This is a genomic window from Wenyingzhuangia sp. 2_MG-2023, assembly GCF_030548295.1.
Classification (GTDB): domain Bacteria; phylum Bacteroidota; class Bacteroidia; order Flavobacteriales; family Flavobacteriaceae; genus Wenyingzhuangia.
Map to the genome: position 1 here is coordinate 637,494 of NZ_JAUOSB010000001.1, position 19,195 is coordinate 656,688.

A 19,195-nucleotide genomic window follows, 5' to 3' on the forward strand; every position below is an offset into this window, starting at 1 on the left:
CAACGAAAAACTTCTTTTTTTTTAGAATTTTTTGTTTTGGCACAGCATTTGTAACTAGTAAAATAGTTAGAATAGTTTTTTAAAAATAGTAATTTTTCATAAGTTTTAGTTTAGAACTCTCTGTAAAAAGGAACACTTTTGCAGGGAGTTTTTTTATGTTGTGGAGTCATTCCTGAAAACTAGGCTTCATAGTTGTTTTGGATTTAATACCTTTGCAAAAATTATTACTGTTTAACTAAATTGATATAGCATGCAACTGTATAATAAGTTAAGCGCAGAAGAACGTGCGCAACTCATAGATGAGGCCGGTAAAGACCGTCTAACCATTTCTTTTTACCAATATCACAACATTGGAAATCCTCAAGTTTTTAGAGATCATTTATTCATTACTTGGGATCCGTTAGAGGTCTTGGGAAGAATTTATGTGGCCAAAGAAGGAATCAATGCGCAATTGTCTTTGCCCGCGGATAGGTTTCATGAGTTTAAAGCACATTTGGATAGCATTTCTTTTTTAAAAGATATTCGGTTGAATGTAGCAATAGAGCAAGACAATAAATCATTTCTAAAATTAAAAGTTAAGGTTAGAGATAAAATTGTAGCCGATGGTTTGAATGATGATTTATTTGATGTTACCAACAAAGGTGTGCATTTAAATGCAGAAGAATTTAACAAATTGTTAGCGGATCCGAATACTATTTGTGTAGACATGCGTAATCACTATGAAAGTGAAATTGGTCATTTTGATGGAGCCCTTACACCCGATGTTGATACTTTTAGAGATTCTTTAGACATTATTGAAGCAGACCTAAAAGACCATAAAGAGGATAAGAATTTGTTAATGTATTGTACAGGTGGAATTCGTTGTGAAAAAGCAAGCGCGTATTACAAATACAAAGGGTTTAAAAACGTTTTTCAGTTAGAAGGAGGAATTATAGAATACACTCGTCAGGTAAATGAAAAAGGAATTGAAAATAAATTTAAGGGAAAGAATTTTGTTTTTGATCACCGAAAATCAGAAAGAATCTCAGAAGATGTGGTTTCTAATTGTCATCAATGTGGAGAATCTTGCGATACTCATGTAAATTGTGCTAACGAGGCTTGTCATTTGTTGTTTATACAATGTGATTCTTGTAATAAAAAAATGGAAGAATGTTGTTCTGTTGAATGTAAAGAAATCAATGCTTTGCCATACGAAGAACAAAAAGAATTGCGCAAAGGAAAGTCCAACAGTAATAAGATTTTTAAGAAAGGACGTTCAGAAGTTTTAAAGTTTAAAAAGTAAAGTGATGAATCAGATAGAGTTGATGGCTCCTGCTGGTAATTTTGAATCTTTACAAGCAGCTTTAGACAACGGATGTAATTCTATTTATTTTGGTGTTGAACAACTGAACATGAGAGCTCGTGCATCCATAAATTTTACGTTGGATGATTTGGATGAGATTTCAAAAAGATGTGCAAATAAAAATGTTCGTTCTTATTTAACGTTGAACACCATTATTTATGATCATGATTTGTCCATTGTTAAAACCCTAATTAAAAAAGCGAAGCAAGCCAATATTACTGCAGTTATCTGTATGGATCAGGCAGTTATTGCAATTGCAAGAGCAGAGGGAATGGAAGTGCATATTTCTACACAAATAAACATTACAAACATTGAAACGGTTAAGTTTTATGCAATGTTTGCAGATACAATTGTTTTGAGTAGAGAATTAAGTTTACGTCAAGTAAAGAGCATCACCAAGCAAATAGAAAAGGAACAAATTAAAGGTCCTTCAGGAAGGTTGGTTGAAATTGAAATTTTTGGTCACGGTGCATTGTGTATGGCTGTTTCGGGTAAATGTTACATGAGTTTACATTCGGCTAATTCATCTGCAAATAGAGGAGCTTGCAAACAAAATTGTCGTAAAAAATATACGGTGATAGATCAAGAAACAGGATTTGAAATGGAATTGGATAATGAGTACATCATGTCTCCTAAAGATTTGTGTACTATTGATTTTTTAGATGAAATTGTAGATGCAGGAATCAAAGTTTTAAAAATTGAAGGTAGAGGAAGAGCTCCAGAATACGTAGCAAAAGTGATCAAATGCTATAGAGAAGCCATTGATAGTTTACAGGCAGGAACTTTTGACAAAGAGAAAGTGATTTCTTGGATGCAAGAATTAGAAAAAGTATACAACAGAGGTTTTTGGAGTGGTTATTATTTAGGTCAAAAATTAGGCGAGTGGAGCAAAGGTTCTGGATCTCATGCTACACAAAAAAAAGTGTATTTAGGAAAAGGAATGCATTATTTTCCAAAAGCAAACGTTGGGGAGTTTAAGATAGAAGCTTATGATATTACTGTGGGAGATACAATTTTGATTACGGGACCTACCACGGGAGCAAAAGAAATGGAAGTGAAAGAGTTGTATGTAGCAGAAACATCAGCAAACAAAGCGTCTAAGGGAGATAGTTGTACAATAAAGTTAGATTTTAGAATTAGACCTTCTGATAAATTGTACAAAATAGTTGAAAATACGGTAGAAGCATAATGGTAATAATTACTTTGCAACGTAACAAATGTATTGGCTGTAATTATTGTGTGGAATTGGCTCCTGAACAATTTCAGATGTCTAAAAAAGATGGAAAATCGGTGTTGTTAAGAGCTCAAGAAAAAAAAGGTTTTTTTACGTTAAAATCTCCTGACGAATCAATTTTTGATGGAGCTTTTGAAGCTAAAAAAGCTTGTCCCGTAAAAATTATAGAAGTAAAGCAGATGTAAATTCAATATATAAGCTATTAGTTTTACTTTATATTAGAATAATTATATCTTTAGAAATTGATAGAAAAAATTAACAAAGTTGTTAATTTTAAATGAATTGTGAACCTTACACTTAGTGTGAATAATAGATAAAAAATATATGAGCTGTACTAGTTGCTCAACAAAAGAAGGAGGAGTACCAAATGGTTGCAAAAGCAACGGAAGTTGTGGTACAAGTAGCTGTGATAAATTAACGGTTTTTGACTGGTTGGCAAATATGGAATTGCCTACAGGACAAAAACCATTTGACATAGTTGAAATTCGTTTTAAAAACGGAAGAAAGCATTTTTATAAAAACGAAAAAAACATTCAATTAACCATTGGTGAAGTTGTGTCTGTAGAAGGAAATCCTGGCCATGATATAGGAACAGTTTCTTTGACAGGAGAATTGGTAAAGATTCAGATGAAAAAGAAAGGAGTTGCTGTAGATAGTGATGAAGTAAAGAAAATTTATAGAAAAGCTACTGTAAAAGATATTGATATCTGGGAAGTAGCCAGAAATAAAGAAGAAGAAACCCAAAAAAGAGGTAGAGAGATCATCATCAAACTAGGCCTTAAAATGAAACTTTCTGATGTAGAATATCAGGGAGATGGGAACAAAGCAACATTTTATTATACGGCAGACGATCGTGTAGATTTTCGTCAGTTGATTAGAGAATTGGCTTCTGCTTTTTCTATTCGTGTAGAAATGAAACAAGTGGGATTAAGACAAGAAGCTGCACGTTTAGGTGGAGTTGGTTCTTGTGGTAGAGAATTGTGTTGCTCTACTTGGCTTACAGATTTTAGAAAAGTTAATACAGCATCGGCTAGATATCAACAACTGTCTTTAAATCCACAAAAATTAGCAGGACAATGTGGAAAACTAAAATGTTGTTTGAACTATGAATTAGATACTTATTTGGATAGTCTAAAAAGTTTTCCTTCTCAGAATTTGATGTTGAAAACAGAAAGAGGGCTAGGTGTTTTTGTGAAAATGGACATTTTTAAAGAAGTGTTGTGGTACACTTACAAAGATGACAAATCCAAATGGTTCAAACTAACGCTAGAACAAGTGTTAGAAATTATCTCGGAAAATAAAAAAGGAAATTCTGTAGAAGGTTTAGAAGACTTTGATGCGGAGAACATAGAAGAAACTAAGGTTGATTTTGAAAATGTAGTAGGACAAGATAGTTTGACTCGTTTTGACGAACCTAAAAGATCGAAACGTAGAAGAAGTAAAAAACCAACAAATAGGGCTACTTCTGGTTCAAACACTAGAGGAGGGGCTACACCAAGAAATGCTGGCCCAAAAACAAATACGGATAAAACTTCAGAAACACCTGTAGCAAAACAAAACGGAAACAGACCCGCAGGGAGAAGGCCAAATAATAGGAATAGAAAAAATCCGAATCAAGCACCTCAGAAACCAAACTCTACGACCAATCCGGAGCAAAAAAATAACGAATCGGCTAAACCAATTAAGCCTAGACCGCAAAGAAAACCTCAAAGGAAAAAACCTCAAGGAGGTGTTGCACCGAATCAGAATGTAAATGAAAATAAGAGTCCAAACACGGCTCCAGAAAACACACCTAATGCGGCTGCTAATAACAAGCCAAGAAGAAGGAATAACAATAGGAGAAGACCAAACAAACCGAACAATGGACCTGCTAAAAGTGAATAAAATCCTTTTGATAATTATTGCAGCTATGTTGATTGTTTCCTGTGATGGAAATAAGATATATGACACCTACCAAACAGTGGAGAACAATCGTTGGGCAGCCAATGACTCCATTGTTTTTGAAGTAAATTTAAAAGAGGTTTCCAAGCCTTTACATGTTTTTTTAAACATGAGAACAGATGCTAATTTCCCGTATAGAAATTTATATGTTATTAGTAAAATGACTCTTCCTAATGGGGTTACTATCAAAGATACTTTGGAGTACGAAATGGCAGATGCTTATGGAAAATGGTTAGGAGAGGGACTTACAGATGTTAAAAACAACAAACTCTTTTTTCTAGAAAATTATAAATTCCCACAAGAGGGAACTTATCAATTTGAATTTACACAAGCAATGAGAAAAAGAGGAGAACTTCAGGGGCTGACAGAACTTATTGGTGTAAGAGATGTTGGTCTTAGAATAGAAAAATCACAAAATTAATTTTACGATAATGGAACAAGAAAAAGTGACAAAACCAAATTATTCTTTGTATTTAAAAGTTTTTTGGGGTTTGTTTTCATTTTTAATTTTAAGCATTTCAGCTGTCTTTTTATTAATCAATATGGGGGCTTTTGGGAAGCTTCCCACCTTTGAAGAATTAGAAAATCCTGAAAGAAATTTTGCAACAGAAATTATTTCCTCAGACGGAATTACTTTAGGAAAGTATTATAGAGAAAACAGAACTCCTGTAAAGTTTCAAGATTTGCCAGAAAACCTGGTAAAAGCTTTGGTTGCTACTGAGGACGAACGTTTTTTTGAGCATTCAGGAATCGATTTTTTTGCTTTGGCTAGAGCCGTAAGTAAACTTGGACAAGATGGAGGAGGAAGTACCATTACCCAACAGTTGGCAAAACAGTTGTTTACAGAAAATTACGGGACTAAAAATATTATAGAGCGTGTTTTTCAAAAATTAAAAGAGTGGGTTATTGCTGTAAAGTTGGAAAGACAGTATACTAAGAACGAAATCATAACCATGTATTTAAACAAGTACGATTTCTTGTACAATGCAATTGGAATTCGTTCTGCTTCTAGAATTTATTACAATAAAGAACCTAAAGATTTGGCTATTGAAGAATCTGCTATTTTAGTTGGAATGGCTAAAAATCCTTCTTTGTACAATCCTAGAAGATTCCCTGTGAATGCACAAAAAAGAAGATCTACCGTTTTTGGACAAATGGAACGAAATGGATTAATTACCAAAGCAGAAAAAGATTCATTAAACAAATTGCCTCTTGAAATAGAGTTTACTCCAGAAGGTCACAGTGATGGACACGCAACGTATTTTAGAGAACATTTAAGAGACTATTTAAAAGGATGGATTAGAAATAACCCTAAAGAAGACGGAACGTATTACGACTTGTATAGAGATGGTTTGAAAATTTATGTGACCTTAGATTCTCGTATGCAAAAATATGCAGAACAAGCAGTTTCTGAACACATGTCTAATTTGCAACGTATCTTTTTTAAGGAACAAAAAAGGAACAGAACAGCACCTTTTTATGATTTGAAAAATTCAGAGATAGATAAAATATTGTTCAAAGCCATTAGAACAACCCAGCGTTACCAAACCTTAAACAACCAAGGGGTAAGCAAGAAAGAAATTTTAAGAAATTTTAAGAAACCAAGAAAAATGAAAGTTTTTGATTGGAAAAAAGGAGAAAAGGATACGGTGATGTCTCCTTATGATTCCATCAAATATTACAAATCATTTTTGAGATCTGGATTGATGGCAATAGAACCACAAACAGGACATATCAAAGCTTGGGTAGGAGGAATCAATCATAAATATTTTAAATACGATCATGTAAAACAAGGAAAACGTCAGGTAGGATCTACGTTTAAACCCTTTGTGTATGCATCGGCAATCAATCAATTTAGAATTTCTCCTTGTGAAAAATATCCTAACACACCTTACACCATTCCCAAGGGAAAATACGGTTTGTTAAGTGACTGGACTCCTAAAAATGCGGGAGAAGAATATGGTGGAGAATTAACCTTAAAACAGGCTTTGGCAAAATCTGTCAACGTAATTACGGCAAGAATGATTGATAGAGTAGGGCCGGAAACGGTAGTGAATTTGGCTAAAAAGTCGGGAATTACATCACATATAGATCCTTATCCGTCTATAGCCTTAGGTACTTTAGATGCTAGTTTGTACGATATGGTTGGAGCGTATGCAATGTTTGCCAACAAAGGATTTAGAGTACATCAAACCATGGTGATGCGTATAGAGGATAAAAACGGAAGTATTTTACAGCGTTTTGTTCCTGCATCTGAAGAAGTGATGAGTGAAGAAGCTGCTTATGCTGTTTTGGATTTGTTAAAAGGAGTTACCATGGAAGGATCTGGAGTTCGTTTGCGTGGTAAATGGGGAAAATATCCTGAAAATGTAGCTACTGGGTATCCATACCAATTTACCAATCCTATTGCAGGTAAAACAGGAACCACACAAAATCAATCGGATGGTTGGTTTATGGGAGTTGTGCCTAATTTGGCTGTAGGAGTATGGACAGGTGGAGAAGAAAGAGCTACACATTTTGCGGGAATTACTTACGGACAAGGAGCAAGTATGTCTTTACCTACTTGGGCTTTGTTTATGAAAAAATGTTACGCAGATGAAGCACTGTCTATCAGTCAAGAAGATTTTGAACAACCAGAAAATTTTGGTATAGCAATTGATTGTAATTCGTCGGGTGAGGATGAAGATGCTTCTTCAACAATTGAAACTAGTACTGATTTTTAAATTTCATCAACATGAAGATTATATCTTACAACGTAAACGGAATAAGAGCGGCTCTTAAAAAAGGTTTTTTAGATTGGTTAGAAGCTGCCAATCCAGATATTTTATGCCTACAAGAAACCAAAGCTCACAAAGAACAATTGGACTTGACCGTTTTTGAAAATATAGGATACAAATATACATATTGGTTTTCTGCACAAAAGAAAGGGTACAGCAGTGTAGCGGTTTTGTGCAAAGAAGAACCTAAGCATATAGTTTATGGTACGGGTATAGAAACCATGGATTTTGAAGGAAGAAATTTACGTGTAGATTACGATACTTTTTCGGTGATGAGTTTGTACTTGCCTTCAGGAACCAATGATGCTCGTTTGGGTTTTAAACTAAATTACATGGATGAGTTTTTAGACTATGTAACTGAGTTAAGAAAAGAAATTCCGAACCTAATTATCTGTGGAGATTACAATATTTGTCACGAAGAAATAGACATTCACAATCCAAAACAAAATAAGAACACTTCTGGGTTTTTACCAGTAGAAAGAGCGTGGTTGAGTAAATTTATTGGGAGTGGTTTTGTAGATAGTTTTAGACATTTTAACAAAGAGCCTCATCATTATTCTTGGTGGAGTTACAGGGCAAATGCCAGAAATAACAACAAGGGGTGGAGAATTGATTACCACATGGTAACGGACAATTTAAAAGAGAGAATGGAACGTGCTTACATTTTACCAGAAGCAAAGCATTCAGATCATTGTCCTATCGTTTTAGAAATTTCAAAATAATATTTTATGAAAGCAGTCTTAGTTTCTATCGTTACTTTATTCATGTTTACTAGTTGTGTGACTAAAAAAAGATTTGTGGAATTGTCAGATAAATACGACAAGCTTTACAAAACCAATGGAAAACTAATCGCTAAAAATGATCAGTTGTTAAAAGATAAAAACACTATTGGTGAACAATTGAGTGAATTGCAACAAGAGAAAAAAGAGGTTGATAATCAGGTTGCATCTTTAGAACAAAGTTTTAAAGCATTGCAAAAAAAACAAGAAAATTTGCAAGATTCTTATGATTTATTATCGTCTAAAAGTTCTTCTGAAATCAATGCAAAAGCTTCTGAAAATCAAAAATTATTGATTGCTTTAGAAGACAAAGAAAACGAATTGTTTGAAGAAGAAGCGGAGTTGAGAAAACTAAAAGCAGCTTTGGATGCACGTTCTAAAAGAATTGAAGATTTAGAAGCTTTGATAGCAAGTAAAGAGCAAGCCATGGAAAAATTGAAAGATGCCATCAGTGATGCTTTGATCGGTTTTGAAGGAAAGGGGTTGACAGTGGTGCAGAGAGACGGAAAAATCTATGTCTCTATGGATAATAAATTGCTTTTTGGTTCCGGACAATGGGCTGTGGGTGCTAATGGAAAAAAGGCAGTGATTGAATTGGCCAAAGTACTGGTAGAAAATCCGGACATCAACGTATTGATAGAGGGACACACAGACAATGTTCCTTACAAATCAGGAGGAGTTATTCAAGACAACTGGGATCTATCAGTAAAAAGAGCAACGGCAATTGTACGCATTTTACAAAACGAAAAAGTATCTGCAAATCAAATAACGGCTGCGGGTCGTAGTGAATACAATCCAGTAGCTACAAATGAAACTGTTGAAGGAAAAGCAAAAAACAGAAGAATAGAAATTGTATTGTCACCTAATTTGGATGCGATTACAAAATTATTGAACGAATAGATTTAAAGATAAAGATTGATGAGGTTACTTTTATGTTTGTTTTTTGCAACTACAGTATTGTTTGCACAAAAGTCGAAAGATACAATACAAGATGTTGATGTAAAAAAGACAATTCTTACGGAAATGGAAAGCAACATTGATCTGTCTGATACAAAAGATAGTATTGATGATGCTGCTCTGGCTAAGATAGACAGTATATGGATGGAGAATTTGTACAAATCTTCACTCATCGATAGTGTTTTTAGTCGTTTACAACCTATTGATGAAGTTGAAAATGAATGGTCTTTTTCTAGCGAATTATCTACAGATACTTTAAAGTATCGTTTGGAAAGGTTGAATGAGAAAACACCTTTCCATATAGAGTACAATATTGAATTGGAGCGCATTATTAAAAGTTATTTAAAATATAGAGGAAGGTATTATCCTGAAGTAATGGCTAGAGCGGATTATTATTTTCCGTTTTTTGAGGAGCAATTAGCAAATCTAGAAATTCCGTTAGAAATTAAATATTTGGCAATTGTAGAGTCTGCATTAAAACCAAAAGCAAAGTCTAGAGTTGGAGCAACAGGTTTGTGGCAATTTATGTATCAAACAGGTAAAATGTTTGGCTTGAAAGTAAGTTCTTATGTAGATGAAAGACAAGATCCTGTAAAATCTACCAAAGCAGCTTGTAAGTATTTAGAGGAATTGTATCATAGTTTTAACGATTGGGATTTGGCACTGGCTGCATATAATTCAGGGCCAGGAAACGTTTCTAAAGCAATTAGGAGATCTGGTAATAGAACCAACTATTGGAACATTCGTCCTTTTTTACCTAAAGAAACAGCAGATTATTTGCCTGCTTTTTATGCAACCATGTACATTTTTGAATATGCAAAAGAACATGGAATTCAGAAAGAAGAACCAAGAATACATCATTTTGCTACAGATAGCATTCAAGTAAAACAATTGCTAACCTTTCAACAAGTTCATGATATGGTTGGTACTGACATTGAATTGTTAGAGTTTTTAAATCCATCTTACAACTTAAACGTTGTTCCTTATGTAAAAGGGAGTAATTACAAGTTGGTCTTACCTATGGAAGATGCGTTGAATTTTGTAGATAATGAAGGAGAAATTTACGCGCATGCTACAGCACAGGCAAATGAAAGAGAAAAACCATTGCCTAAATATTTTGAAATGAGCCAGAGGGTTCGTTATGCTGTTCAGTCGGGTGATTATTTAGGTTCTATTGCAGAAAAATTTGGAGTGTATGTTAGAGATTTAAAGAAATGGAACAATTTAAAGTCTTCTAATTTAAAAGTAGGTCAGAGGTTAACGGTCTTTCCAAAAAAGTTAAATTATAAGGCATCAACTCCTAAAAAAGCAATAGCAAAAGTGGAGGTTCCTAAAACAGGACCTAAAAAATATCATACAGTTGTTGAGGGAGATAGTCTTTGGGACATTGCAAAAAAATACAGTGTTACAGTTACTGCAATCAGATCTTGGAACAATCTATGGAGTAGTAATAACTTAAAATTAGGAAATCAATTGGTGATTTATAAAATGTAAATAAAATGAAAAAAATAATTGCAATTTTCAGTTTGATCATTCTTTTTTCTTGCGGAGGTAAAGAAGGGAAAAAAGATGAAAAAAATGCTTATACAAAACCAGAATCAACAGGAAGAATCAACCACATAATGGTGGTGGTAAATCCAGACGATTGGAAAGGGAAATTATCAAATGCTTTTCAAGAGTTGATTGGAGATGTGATTCCAGGTTTGCCTCAACCAGAATATCCATTAAATATTTCTACAATTCCGCATCACGCGTTTAATAAAATGTTTAAAAACAGTAGAAATCTATTGGTGTTAGATATTGCAGATAAAGAAGTTTTTAGAGTTATCAAAGACAAATATTCACAACCACAAACTATTATAGAATTCAAAGCTCCATCCATAGATGCTTTGGTAAAATTGATGGAAACCAAAGGTGCTGAAATTGTAAAAACATTTAAAGAAGAAGATTTAAAAATCACTTTAAAAGAGTTTAGAAAAAACAGATACTCAAAAAAAATAAATACGTTGTCTCATTTAAAAGTAAACATGGTAATTCCAGATAAATACAGAATGGTCATGGATACTTTAAATTCTTTTATGTGGCTACGTAATCATATTTCTGGGGGAATTGCTTCTGGAGATCAGAATAACAATATTATTGCGTATCAAGCTCCAATGTTTGATGACAGCAAACCATTAATAGATCAGATTATTAAAAATAGAGATAGTATTGGAAAGGCTTTTATAAAAGGAAACGATCCTGAAACAATGTATATGATTACTGAAGCGGCAAGAAACCCTGTGGTAAAAGAAGTAATGATTGATGGTAAAAAAGCATACGAGACTAGAGGAACTTGGGAAGTATTTGGTGCTTTTATGGCTGGTCCTTTTTTAAATTATTCTGTAATAGATGAGAAGAATAATAGAGTAATTGTTTTGGAAGGATTTAACTATGCTCCTTCTGTAAAAAAACGTGATTTTATGTTTGAATTGGAGGCCATTTTAAAGTCGGCTAATATTGAATAGCAATTGAAATTAATTCTTCTTTTTGGTAGGAAATAGAGCTGTTGATTAGAATGATGTTGTTGTTTAGCAGTGCTTCTATAAGGTAATGATTTCCTTTAAAAAAACTAGATTTCACGGTTGCTTTGATTGCAGAGTCTGTTACAATTTTAATTTGTTCAGGATAAAGGATTGCATTGCCTTTTTTTTCAATGTTTAAGAGTTCGTAAGGAATTTCATTTACTTCATTGAAAAAAGAAGCAATGTATTTTGTTTTTGGATGATTGTAAATCTCATCTGGCAAACCACTAGCGATTATTTTTTTATCTCGGATGATGTGTACTCTATCTGCAAAAGAAAGCGCATCAGTGCTATCATGTGTAGCTACAATACAACTAATGTTTTGAGATTTTAAGTAGCCAAACAATCGTCTTCTTAAATTGTTTTTTCTAAAATTATCAATGTGGCTAAAAGGTTCGTCTAACAATAATATTTTAGGTTCTTTGGCCAAAACTCTTGCTATAGCAACTCGTTGTTTTTGTCCACCACTTAGATTTTTAACTTTAATATGGGCAAATTTTACCATGTCTACCACTTCTAGAAGTTCAAAAACTCTAGCATTTTTTTTGTCTTTGTAAATGTTAGACAGAAATTCACCAACATTTTCCGCTACAGTTGTAAAAGGCATCAAGCTAAAATCTTGAGCCAAATATTTCATGAAAGGATGTCCTGGAATTAAGTTGTATTTTGGACCTCTTAATTTTTCATCATTGTAAAAGATAGCTCCTTTTTCAATGTCCATCAAACCGTAAATCAACTCAAGCAATGTGCTTTTTCCACAACCACTTTCTCCCAAAAGAGCAACATATTCTCCAGCCTTTACAAGTAGGGTAATATCTTCTAAAACTGTTATATCATTAGAATATCCAAAAGAAACGTCTTTAATTTTTAACATAATTGATGAATTGAAGGGCAAAGTTAAGTTATAAAACTATAAGCTGTGGATTGGGAGTTTGATAAAATAAAATATTAATTTACGACCGTACAAAACTATAAACTAAAATAAATATTATGAAACATTCAATTCGACTTCTTGCAGTAGCTTTGATGCTTTTTCAATTAGGGTTTTCACAAGATGAATATGAAAGCTCTTTTGATAAAGAAAACAGTATCTCTGGTAATTTAGGATATACCTCTGTAGATGGACAAGCCTTTGTAGGGTTTAGATTTCAACCACAATTTTCTTTTGGAAAAATTGGTTTGGGACTAGATGTACCACTTCTTTTTGACATTGAAAGTGGAGAGTTACGAAAAGAGGAATTTACAGAAGGGGTAGGGATTCTTCGTATGATTCGTTATTTGAGCTACGGAAATAAGAAAAAAGATCCTGTGTATGTGAAAATGGGAGATATGACAGGAGAACGGTTAGGGTTTGGAGCTATTTTAGGAAATTACACTAACTCAGTCTCGTTTGAAAGAAGAAAAGTAGGAATTAGTGCAGATGTGTTGTTTAAAAAAACAATAGGACTGGAGGCTATTTATAGTGATCTTAATTTTGATGGAAGCATGAAGTTGTTGGCAGTAAGACCCTACTACAAACCTTTTACAAAATCCGGAATTCCTGTTTTGAGAACTTTAGAAGTAGGGATGAGTTTTGTAGCAGATAAAGACGATTATGAAGAAGATACAGAAAACGGAATTACATCAAACACTATTTTTACCAGAGATGGAAACAGTGCTTTTGGAGTAGATTTAGGAGTTGTTTTATTAAAAAATTCATTATTGGAATTGACTTGGGATGTTCAGTTTTCTAAGTTGAGTAAAAACGATGCTTTGGCCAATTTTATAGCTGCCAATTCAGCTATTTATACTTCTGGTGCAAGTTATGATAGTGGTAAAGGTTTTGCTACAGGATTTGAAGGTAATTTTAATTTTATTGCCAATTTGTTTCATTTAAACGCAAGAATAGAAAGACAGTGGTATGGAGAAAATTACATCCCACAGTTTTACAATTTTGCCTATGAAATTAACAAAGATGCTCGGTTGAAGGAATTAATTGGAGCTGAAAAAGCGCAAGGGATTTATGGTAGATTGGGAGCAGAAATTTTAGATTTGGTAAAAGTAGAAGGGGAGTTGTTATTGCCAGATAATTTAGAAGAAAGTAGTAGAGGTGCAGTTTTAGGATTGACATTACAAACCAAAGAAATTGCAAAATTTAGAGCCAAAGGAAAATATGTAAAAGCTCAGTTGTCAGATTTAAAAGATGCTTTTAAGTTTGATGAACGTGCTTTGGCAAATATTTTGGTTACATACCGATTGAATCAATTTATGGAGGCAGGAGTAGATTACCAATGGACGTATGCTCAAAAAGAGGATGGAACTTATGGACCTGTAAATCAAGTAAGACCTTATATCGGGTTTAGCATGAAGTTTTAAAATACACAAACACATAAAAAAGGCTGTTTGCAATTTCTGCAAGCAGCCTTTTTTATGTGTTAAAGTTTAGATTCTTACTTATGCATGAAACTTGGATCGGAATTCTGAGGGAGAAATATTAGTTTTAGATTTAAATAGTTTGCTGAAAGATTGTGAATGTTCAAAACCAAATTCATAGGCAATTTCAGTAATAGATAAATTTGTGGTTGCTAATTTTTCTTTGGCTTTTTCAATCAGTTTTTCATGAATAAACTGTTGTGTGTTTTTTCCTGTTAGGCTTTTTAGCAAGCTGCTTAAATAATTAGGTGTTAAGTGTAACAAATCAGCTATTTCTTTCACAGAAGGCAATCCTTTATTTGTAGTATTTTTACTGTTTAAAAGCTCGGTTAAAACATCTTCTAGCCTTCCTAAAACTTCATGATTCTTCTTTTCTCTGGTAATAAATTGACGTTGATAAAACCGTTCAGAATATTGAAGTAACAATTCAATCTGAGCAATAAGGATATTTTGACTAAAAGAATCAATCGTAGATTCAATCTCGTTTTTGATGTTTGAAAAAATTCCATTGATGAGAGTTTCTTCTTTTGGAGACATAAAAAGAGCTTCGTTAATAGCATAATTAAAAAACTCATATTGATGTATGGTTTTAGCCAAAGTACTTTTCCATATAAAATCAGGATGGATGAGTAAGAGCCATCCTGAAGGTTTTTTATTTGCTCTGGAATTGGGTTTAATATGCAACAATTGACCTGGAGCAATAAAAGACATTAATCCTTCGTCAAAATCATAATTTTGTTGTCCGTAGCGTAGTGTACCAACATTTCTTTTAACACCAATAGAATAGAAATTAAAATGCCATTGCTCTCCAATATGTTCTGGTAATATATCAGTATCTACATAATCAATCAAACTAATCAAAGGATGTTGTGGACTTGACAGTCCTCTCATGGTATGAAAATCACGGATGGTTTCTATTTTACGGATGTTGTTTTTCATGATTTTTAAAAAAATGTTATAACATCATTCCTCCCGATGCTTCTATGCGTTGTCCATTGATCCAAGCAGCTTCTTCGGTACACAAAAAAGCAACAATACCGCCAATATCTTCAGGTTCTCCAATTCTTCCTAGCGTAGTAACGTTAGAAATAATCGATCTTCTTTCCTCATTGTTTTTGTTTTCGCCACCACCAAAATCCGTAGCAACGGCTCCAGGAGCAACTACATTAGCAGCTATTTTTCGATGTCCAAGTTCCTTTGCCAAGTATTTAGTAAACACATCTATTGCACCTTTTGCAGCAGCATAAGCAGAAGAGTTTGGAAGTGTAAAACGAGTCAGTCCAGAAGAAATATTTACAATTCTACCTTCATCATTTAGCATAGGAACAAGTTTTTGCGTTAAGAAATAAACTCCTTTAAAATGAATGTTCACCATCTGGTCAAATTGTTCTTCAGTAGTTTCTAAAAAAGGTTGATAAATTCCTGTACCAGCGTTGTTGATTAAAAAATCAAAATGAGGTTTACCGTATTCTTTATTAAGATAAGAAGATACTTGATGGATAAAATCATCAAAAACACCAATAGTACTGGTGTCTAATTGAAAGGATTTTGCTTTTTGTCCGTTTTTTTCAATTTCAGAAACTACTTTATCGGCTTCAGCGTTTTTGGAGTGATATGTGAGTATTACATCAATTCCTTTTTTAGATAGGCTGATGGCAATTTCTTTTCCCAAACCTCTACTTCCTCCAGTTACAAGTGCTATTTTATTTGGTTTCATTTTGTAAGATTTAAATTTTTATAAAGTTCTGTAGAAATACGCATTTGGTTGTAGTCAAATTCTTGGTATTTGTAGTCAAAACTAAAACGATTAAACCACAAAACACTTTTGCATTTGCAAAAGTGTTTTGTGGTAACATTGAAATAGAATTTAAAAATTATTTTTCTACTTTCAAAATATCTTTGATCAACTCTTCAAATTGTTGTTTAGGCAATGCACCTTGAGCCATTTGAGGTTTTTCTCCTTTTGGACAAAATAATAATGAAGGAATAGAGCGAATTCCAAATGCTCCTGCTAATTCTTGTTCTGCCTCTGTATCTACTTTGTAAATATTAATCTTTCCATTGTATTCTTTTTGTAATTCCTCTAACAAAGGAGCTAAGGCTTTACAAGGTCCACACCAGTCTGCATAAAAATCGATAATTGCAGGAACATCTCCAGCAAAATCCCATTCTTGTGAAACTTCAAAGTTGAATACTTTATCTAAAAAATCTTGTTTTGTGATTGTTTGTACCATGATTTTGTTTTTTATAGGTCAAAATTATTAATTACTAAGTCGGCTTTCTGTACCAAAGATTACATAAAGTAATTTACTGTGTTATTTAAAGAATGCATCTCGACTTCGCTCGATGACCAAAACAAGTTACATCCATTATATAACTTTTTACTTTGAACCATTAATTAGTTCAATAGGCTTTTATAATGTTTATGCAATTGCTTTTTCAATAATCTCTTTGATGAAAGGACTTTTTTCTTCAGCTAAAATGCTTTCCAAAGTAGTTTTATTCTCAGCCAGTAAATCATCATTTGCAATAGTAATGTTAAGGGCCTCTAGTTTTATAGCTCCATTTTTCATTGTCAAAGCTTTGCTAATAAATGCTTTTTGCTCATCTGTTGCAATTCCAACAAATTTTAATGTTAATAAACCAGCCAATACATCTTTGTTGGCAATAGCCTCGCTTAATTTTTTAGTTAAAACGTCTGCGTTTACTTTGCTAGCCAAAGGTTCTATTTCGGTTAAAAGAGTAGCTCTATCTTCGTTAGAACGTGCTTTTAAATATTTTCCAGCCAAAGCAATAATAGCATCGTAAGAAGCATCGTTGGTAGGTGCTGCTGTTTTCTTTTCTTCTTTAGCCCAAGAATCTGTCAATCCAACTGTGCGGTTAAAGATTAATTGATTCGTATTACTATCAACATCTGCACAAAAATATCCTTTACGTTGGAACTGGAATCTATCACCTGGTTTAGAATTCAATAAACTAGGCTCTACCAAAGCGGTAATTACTTCTAAAGAATTAGGGTTGATGAATTCTTTAAAATCGATGTCTTTATGACTGTCTGGAGCTTCATCTTTAAACAAACGATCGTATAAATTCACTTGTGCTTTTACAGCATGTTTGCTACTTACCCAGTGGATGGTTCCTTTTACTCTACGTTGACTTGCCTCGGTTCCAGATCCTGATCTAGAATCTAAATCAGCAGTACAGTGAACAACAGTAATGTTTCCATTTTCGTCCTTTTCTACAGAATCAGCTTTGATGATGTAAGCGTTTTTCAAACGAACTTCACCACCTATTTTTAGTCTAAAGAACTTTTTATTAGCTTGTTCTCTAAAATCTTCTCTTTCTATATACAACTCCTTAGAAAATGGAACTTCTCTGTTTCCAGCGTTTTCATCTTCAGGATTGTTTTCGGCAATTAAAATTTCTTCTTTGTCAGCAGGATAATTATCAATCACTAATTTTATAGGATCTAAAACTGCCATCACACGTGGAGCCGTTTTGTTCAATTCGTCCTTTATGCAGAATTCTAACAAAGCTACGTCTGTAACGTTATCTCTTTTAGAAATACCTGCTATTTCACTGAATTTTCTAATTGAATTAGGAGTATATCCTCTACGTCTTAAACCAGAAATGGTAGGCATACGTGGATCATCCCAACCAGAAACCAATTTTTCTTGCACCAATTGCAACAATTTACGCTTGCTCATTACCGTATAACTAATGTTTCTACGCGCAAATTCACGTTGTTTAGGTTGTGTTTTGGCAATTTCTTTAACTTGATCTAGATACCACTCATACAAATCTCTATGGCTTTTAAATTCCAAGGTACACAAAGAGTGTGTGATGGATTCTAAATAATCAGATTCTCCATGAGTCCAGTCGTACATAGGATATATTACCCAATCGTTTCCTGTTCTGTGATGTGTTTTTTTAAGAACACGATACATAATAGGATCACGCATGTGCATATTATTATGTTGCATGTCTATTTTTGCACGCAAAATAGCTTCTCCTTCGTTAAATTCACCATTCTTCATTTTTTCAAATAAAGCCAAGTTTTCTTCTACAGAAGTATTTCTATAAGGTCCAGCTACACCAGGTTCGGTTGGGGTTCCTTTTTGTTTTGCTATTTCTTCAGAAGATTGCATATCAACATAAGCATTTCCAGCTTTTATAATTTCAATCGTCCAATCATATAATTGTTGAAAATAATCAGAAGAATACAATTCTTTATCCCATTGAAACCCTAGCCAGGCTACATCACGTTTGATAGCATCTACATATTCCTGCTCTTCTTTAGCAGGGTTGGTATCATCAAAACGTAAATTTACAGGAGCATTGTATTTTTCTCCCAATCCAAAATTCAAACAAATAGAAGCAGCGTGCCCAATGTGTAAATATCCATTAGGTTCTGGAGGAAAACGGAAACGTAAATCTTCACGTTTCATTCCGTTTGCCAAATCTTCTTCAATGATTTGTTCAATAAAGTTCAATGATTTTTTCTCGATCATTTCAACAAAATAAAAGGTTATTAAGAGAACAAATTTACAGAAATCAGTCTGAATACGATGAATTAAACTTTGGAAGTTGAAATATGTTTTACGGAGGTATAAATAATATTGATAAATTAATAGTCTTAAGTGTATTTTGGTAACATAATTGTAGAATTAAGATAGAGTTTGTAGAAAAAGAATAATTTAAGAACAATAAAACAACAACTATGGAAATAAATCTTACTGTTAATGAAAAAATAAGAAAGGTAGATGTAGATAAGAATACTCCTCTTTTATGGGTTTTAAGAGATACTTTACATTTGGTAGGAACTAAATTTGGTTGTGGTGTAGGGCAATGTGGAGCCTGTTCTGTTCATATGGATGGAGTTATTACGCGTAGTTGTTTGTTGCCTGTTTCTATAGTGGGAGATGCTAAAATTACCACAATAGAAGGTTTGTCAGAGCATAATAATCATCCTGTTCAATTAGCTTGGAGAGAAATAGATGTACCTCAATGTGGTTATTGTCAGGCAGGTCAAATTATGACAGCTTCTGCTCTTTTAAAACAAAACAACAGTCCATCTAAAGAAGATATTAAAGATGCTATGCACGGAAACATATGTAGATGTGCAACCTATCAGAGAATTGAGAAAGCGGTAGAAAAAGCAGTGGAATTAACACAAACAACCAAGTAAC

Annotated in this window: 17 protein-coding genes; 12 read left to right on the forward strand and 5 right to left on the reverse strand. The window is 33.4% G+C overall.

Features of this window, described 5'->3' with window-relative positions; genetic code table 11:
- Positions 1-250 precede the first annotated feature (250 nt).
- The 10 genes from Q4548_RS02490 (at position 251) to Q4548_RS02535 (ending at position 11,537) form a co-directional block, all read left to right on the forward strand.
- Complete coding sequence (locus Q4548_RS02490; RefSeq protein WP_303451119.1) at positions 251-1,282, forward strand: rhodanese-related sulfurtransferase; 1,032 nt, start codon at positions 251-253, stop codon at positions 1,280-1,282.
- 4 nt (positions 1,283-1,286) lie between these two features.
- Positions 1,287-2,531, forward strand: a complete 1,245-nt coding sequence (locus Q4548_RS02495; protein WP_303451121.1) for a peptidase U32 family protein — start codon at positions 1,287-1,289, stop codon at positions 2,529-2,531.
- On the forward strand, positions 2,531-2,761 hold the full coding sequence (locus tag Q4548_RS02500) for a ferredoxin (protein WP_303451122.1): 231 nt from the start codon (positions 2,531-2,533) through the stop codon (positions 2,759-2,761). The genes Q4548_RS02495 and Q4548_RS02500 overlap by 1 nt, the downstream gene beginning before the upstream one ends.
- Before the next feature lie 139 nt (positions 2,762-2,900).
- A complete protein-coding gene (gene ricT / locus Q4548_RS02505; RefSeq protein ID WP_303451124.1) occupies positions 2,901-4,460 on the forward strand; it encodes a regulatory iron-sulfur-containing complex subunit RicT in 1,560 nt (519 codons plus the stop codon).
- Positions 4,453-4,938: a gliding motility lipoprotein GldH gene (locus Q4548_RS02510; protein ID WP_303451126.1), complete on the forward strand. Its 486-nt coding sequence runs from the start codon at positions 4,453-4,455 to the stop codon at positions 4,936-4,938. Before ricT ends, Q4548_RS02510 begins: the two co-directional genes overlap by 8 nt.
- A gap of 10 nt (positions 4,939-4,948) precedes the next feature.
- A complete protein-coding gene (locus Q4548_RS02515) occupies positions 4,949-7,240 on the forward strand; it encodes a transglycosylase domain-containing protein (RefSeq protein ID WP_303451128.1) in 2,292 nt (763 codons plus the stop codon).
- A gap of 11 nt (positions 7,241-7,251) precedes the next feature.
- Positions 7,252-8,016 carry an exodeoxyribonuclease III gene (locus Q4548_RS02520; RefSeq protein WP_303451130.1) on the forward strand — a complete coding sequence of 255 codons (765 nt, stop codon included), beginning with the start codon at positions 7,252-7,254 and terminating at the stop codon, positions 8,014-8,016.
- Between the two features lie 6 nt (positions 8,017-8,022).
- Positions 8,023-8,973 carry an OmpA family protein gene (locus Q4548_RS02525; RefSeq protein WP_303451133.1) on the forward strand — a complete coding sequence of 317 codons (951 nt, stop codon included), beginning with the start codon at positions 8,023-8,025 and terminating at the stop codon, positions 8,971-8,973.
- A gap of 18 nt (positions 8,974-8,991) precedes the next feature.
- On the forward strand, positions 8,992-10,524 hold the full coding sequence (locus tag Q4548_RS02530; protein ID WP_303451136.1) for a LysM peptidoglycan-binding domain-containing protein: 1,533 nt from the start codon (positions 8,992-8,994) through the stop codon (positions 10,522-10,524).
- A 5-nt stretch (positions 10,525-10,529) separates the two neighbouring features.
- Positions 10,530-11,537 (forward strand): DUF4837 family protein, encoded by a 1,008-nt coding sequence (locus tag Q4548_RS02535; RefSeq protein WP_303451137.1) that lies wholly within the window; start codon positions 10,530-10,532, stop codon positions 11,535-11,537.
- Here the strand turns inward: Q4548_RS02535 and Q4548_RS02540 are convergent.
- The gene (locus Q4548_RS02540; RefSeq protein ID WP_303451139.1) at positions 11,524-12,468 is read right to left on the reverse strand and encodes an ABC transporter ATP-binding protein; all 945 of its coding nucleotides are present in this window, start codon (positions 12,466-12,468) and stop codon (positions 11,524-11,526) included. The genes Q4548_RS02535 and Q4548_RS02540 overlap by 14 nt on opposite strands.
- A gap of 116 nt (positions 12,469-12,584) precedes the next feature.
- Between Q4548_RS02540 and Q4548_RS02545 the strand changes: the two genes are divergently transcribed.
- Complete coding sequence (locus Q4548_RS02545; protein WP_303451141.1) at positions 12,585-13,949, forward strand: hypothetical protein; 1,365 nt, start codon at positions 12,585-12,587, stop codon at positions 13,947-13,949.
- A gap of 78 nt (positions 13,950-14,027) precedes the next feature.
- Here the strand turns inward: Q4548_RS02545 and Q4548_RS02550 are convergent, their stop codons facing one another.
- The 4 genes from Q4548_RS02550 to Q4548_RS02565 all read right to left on the reverse strand — a co-directional run bounded on the left by Q4548_RS02550 (position 14,028) and on the right by Q4548_RS02565 (position 18,517).
- Positions 14,028-14,945, reverse strand: coding sequence for an AraC family transcriptional regulator (locus Q4548_RS02550; RefSeq protein ID WP_303451144.1), 918 nt, complete (start codon positions 14,943-14,945; stop codon positions 14,028-14,030).
- Positions 14,946-14,961: 16 nt separating this feature from the next.
- Positions 14,962-15,723: an SDR family oxidoreductase gene (locus tag Q4548_RS02555; RefSeq protein ID WP_303451147.1), complete on the reverse strand. Its 762-nt coding sequence runs from the start codon at positions 15,721-15,723 to the stop codon at positions 14,962-14,964.
- 157 nt (positions 15,724-15,880) lie between these two features.
- Positions 15,881-16,240, reverse strand: coding sequence for a thioredoxin (trxA, locus tag Q4548_RS02560; protein WP_303451149.1), 360 nt, complete (start codon positions 16,238-16,240; stop codon positions 15,881-15,883).
- 189 nt (positions 16,241-16,429) lie between these two features.
- Complete coding sequence (locus Q4548_RS02565) at positions 16,430-18,517, reverse strand: glutamine--tRNA ligase/YqeY domain fusion protein (protein WP_303451150.1); 2,088 nt, start codon at positions 18,515-18,517, stop codon at positions 16,430-16,432.
- Between the two features lie 209 nt (positions 18,518-18,726).
- On the opposite strand from Q4548_RS02565, the gene Q4548_RS02570 reads away from it, so the two are divergent.
- Positions 18,727-19,194, forward strand: a complete 468-nt coding sequence (locus Q4548_RS02570) for a (2Fe-2S)-binding protein (protein WP_303451152.1) — start codon at positions 18,727-18,729, stop codon at positions 19,192-19,194.
- The last annotated feature ends 1 nt before the right edge of the window (position 19,195 follow it).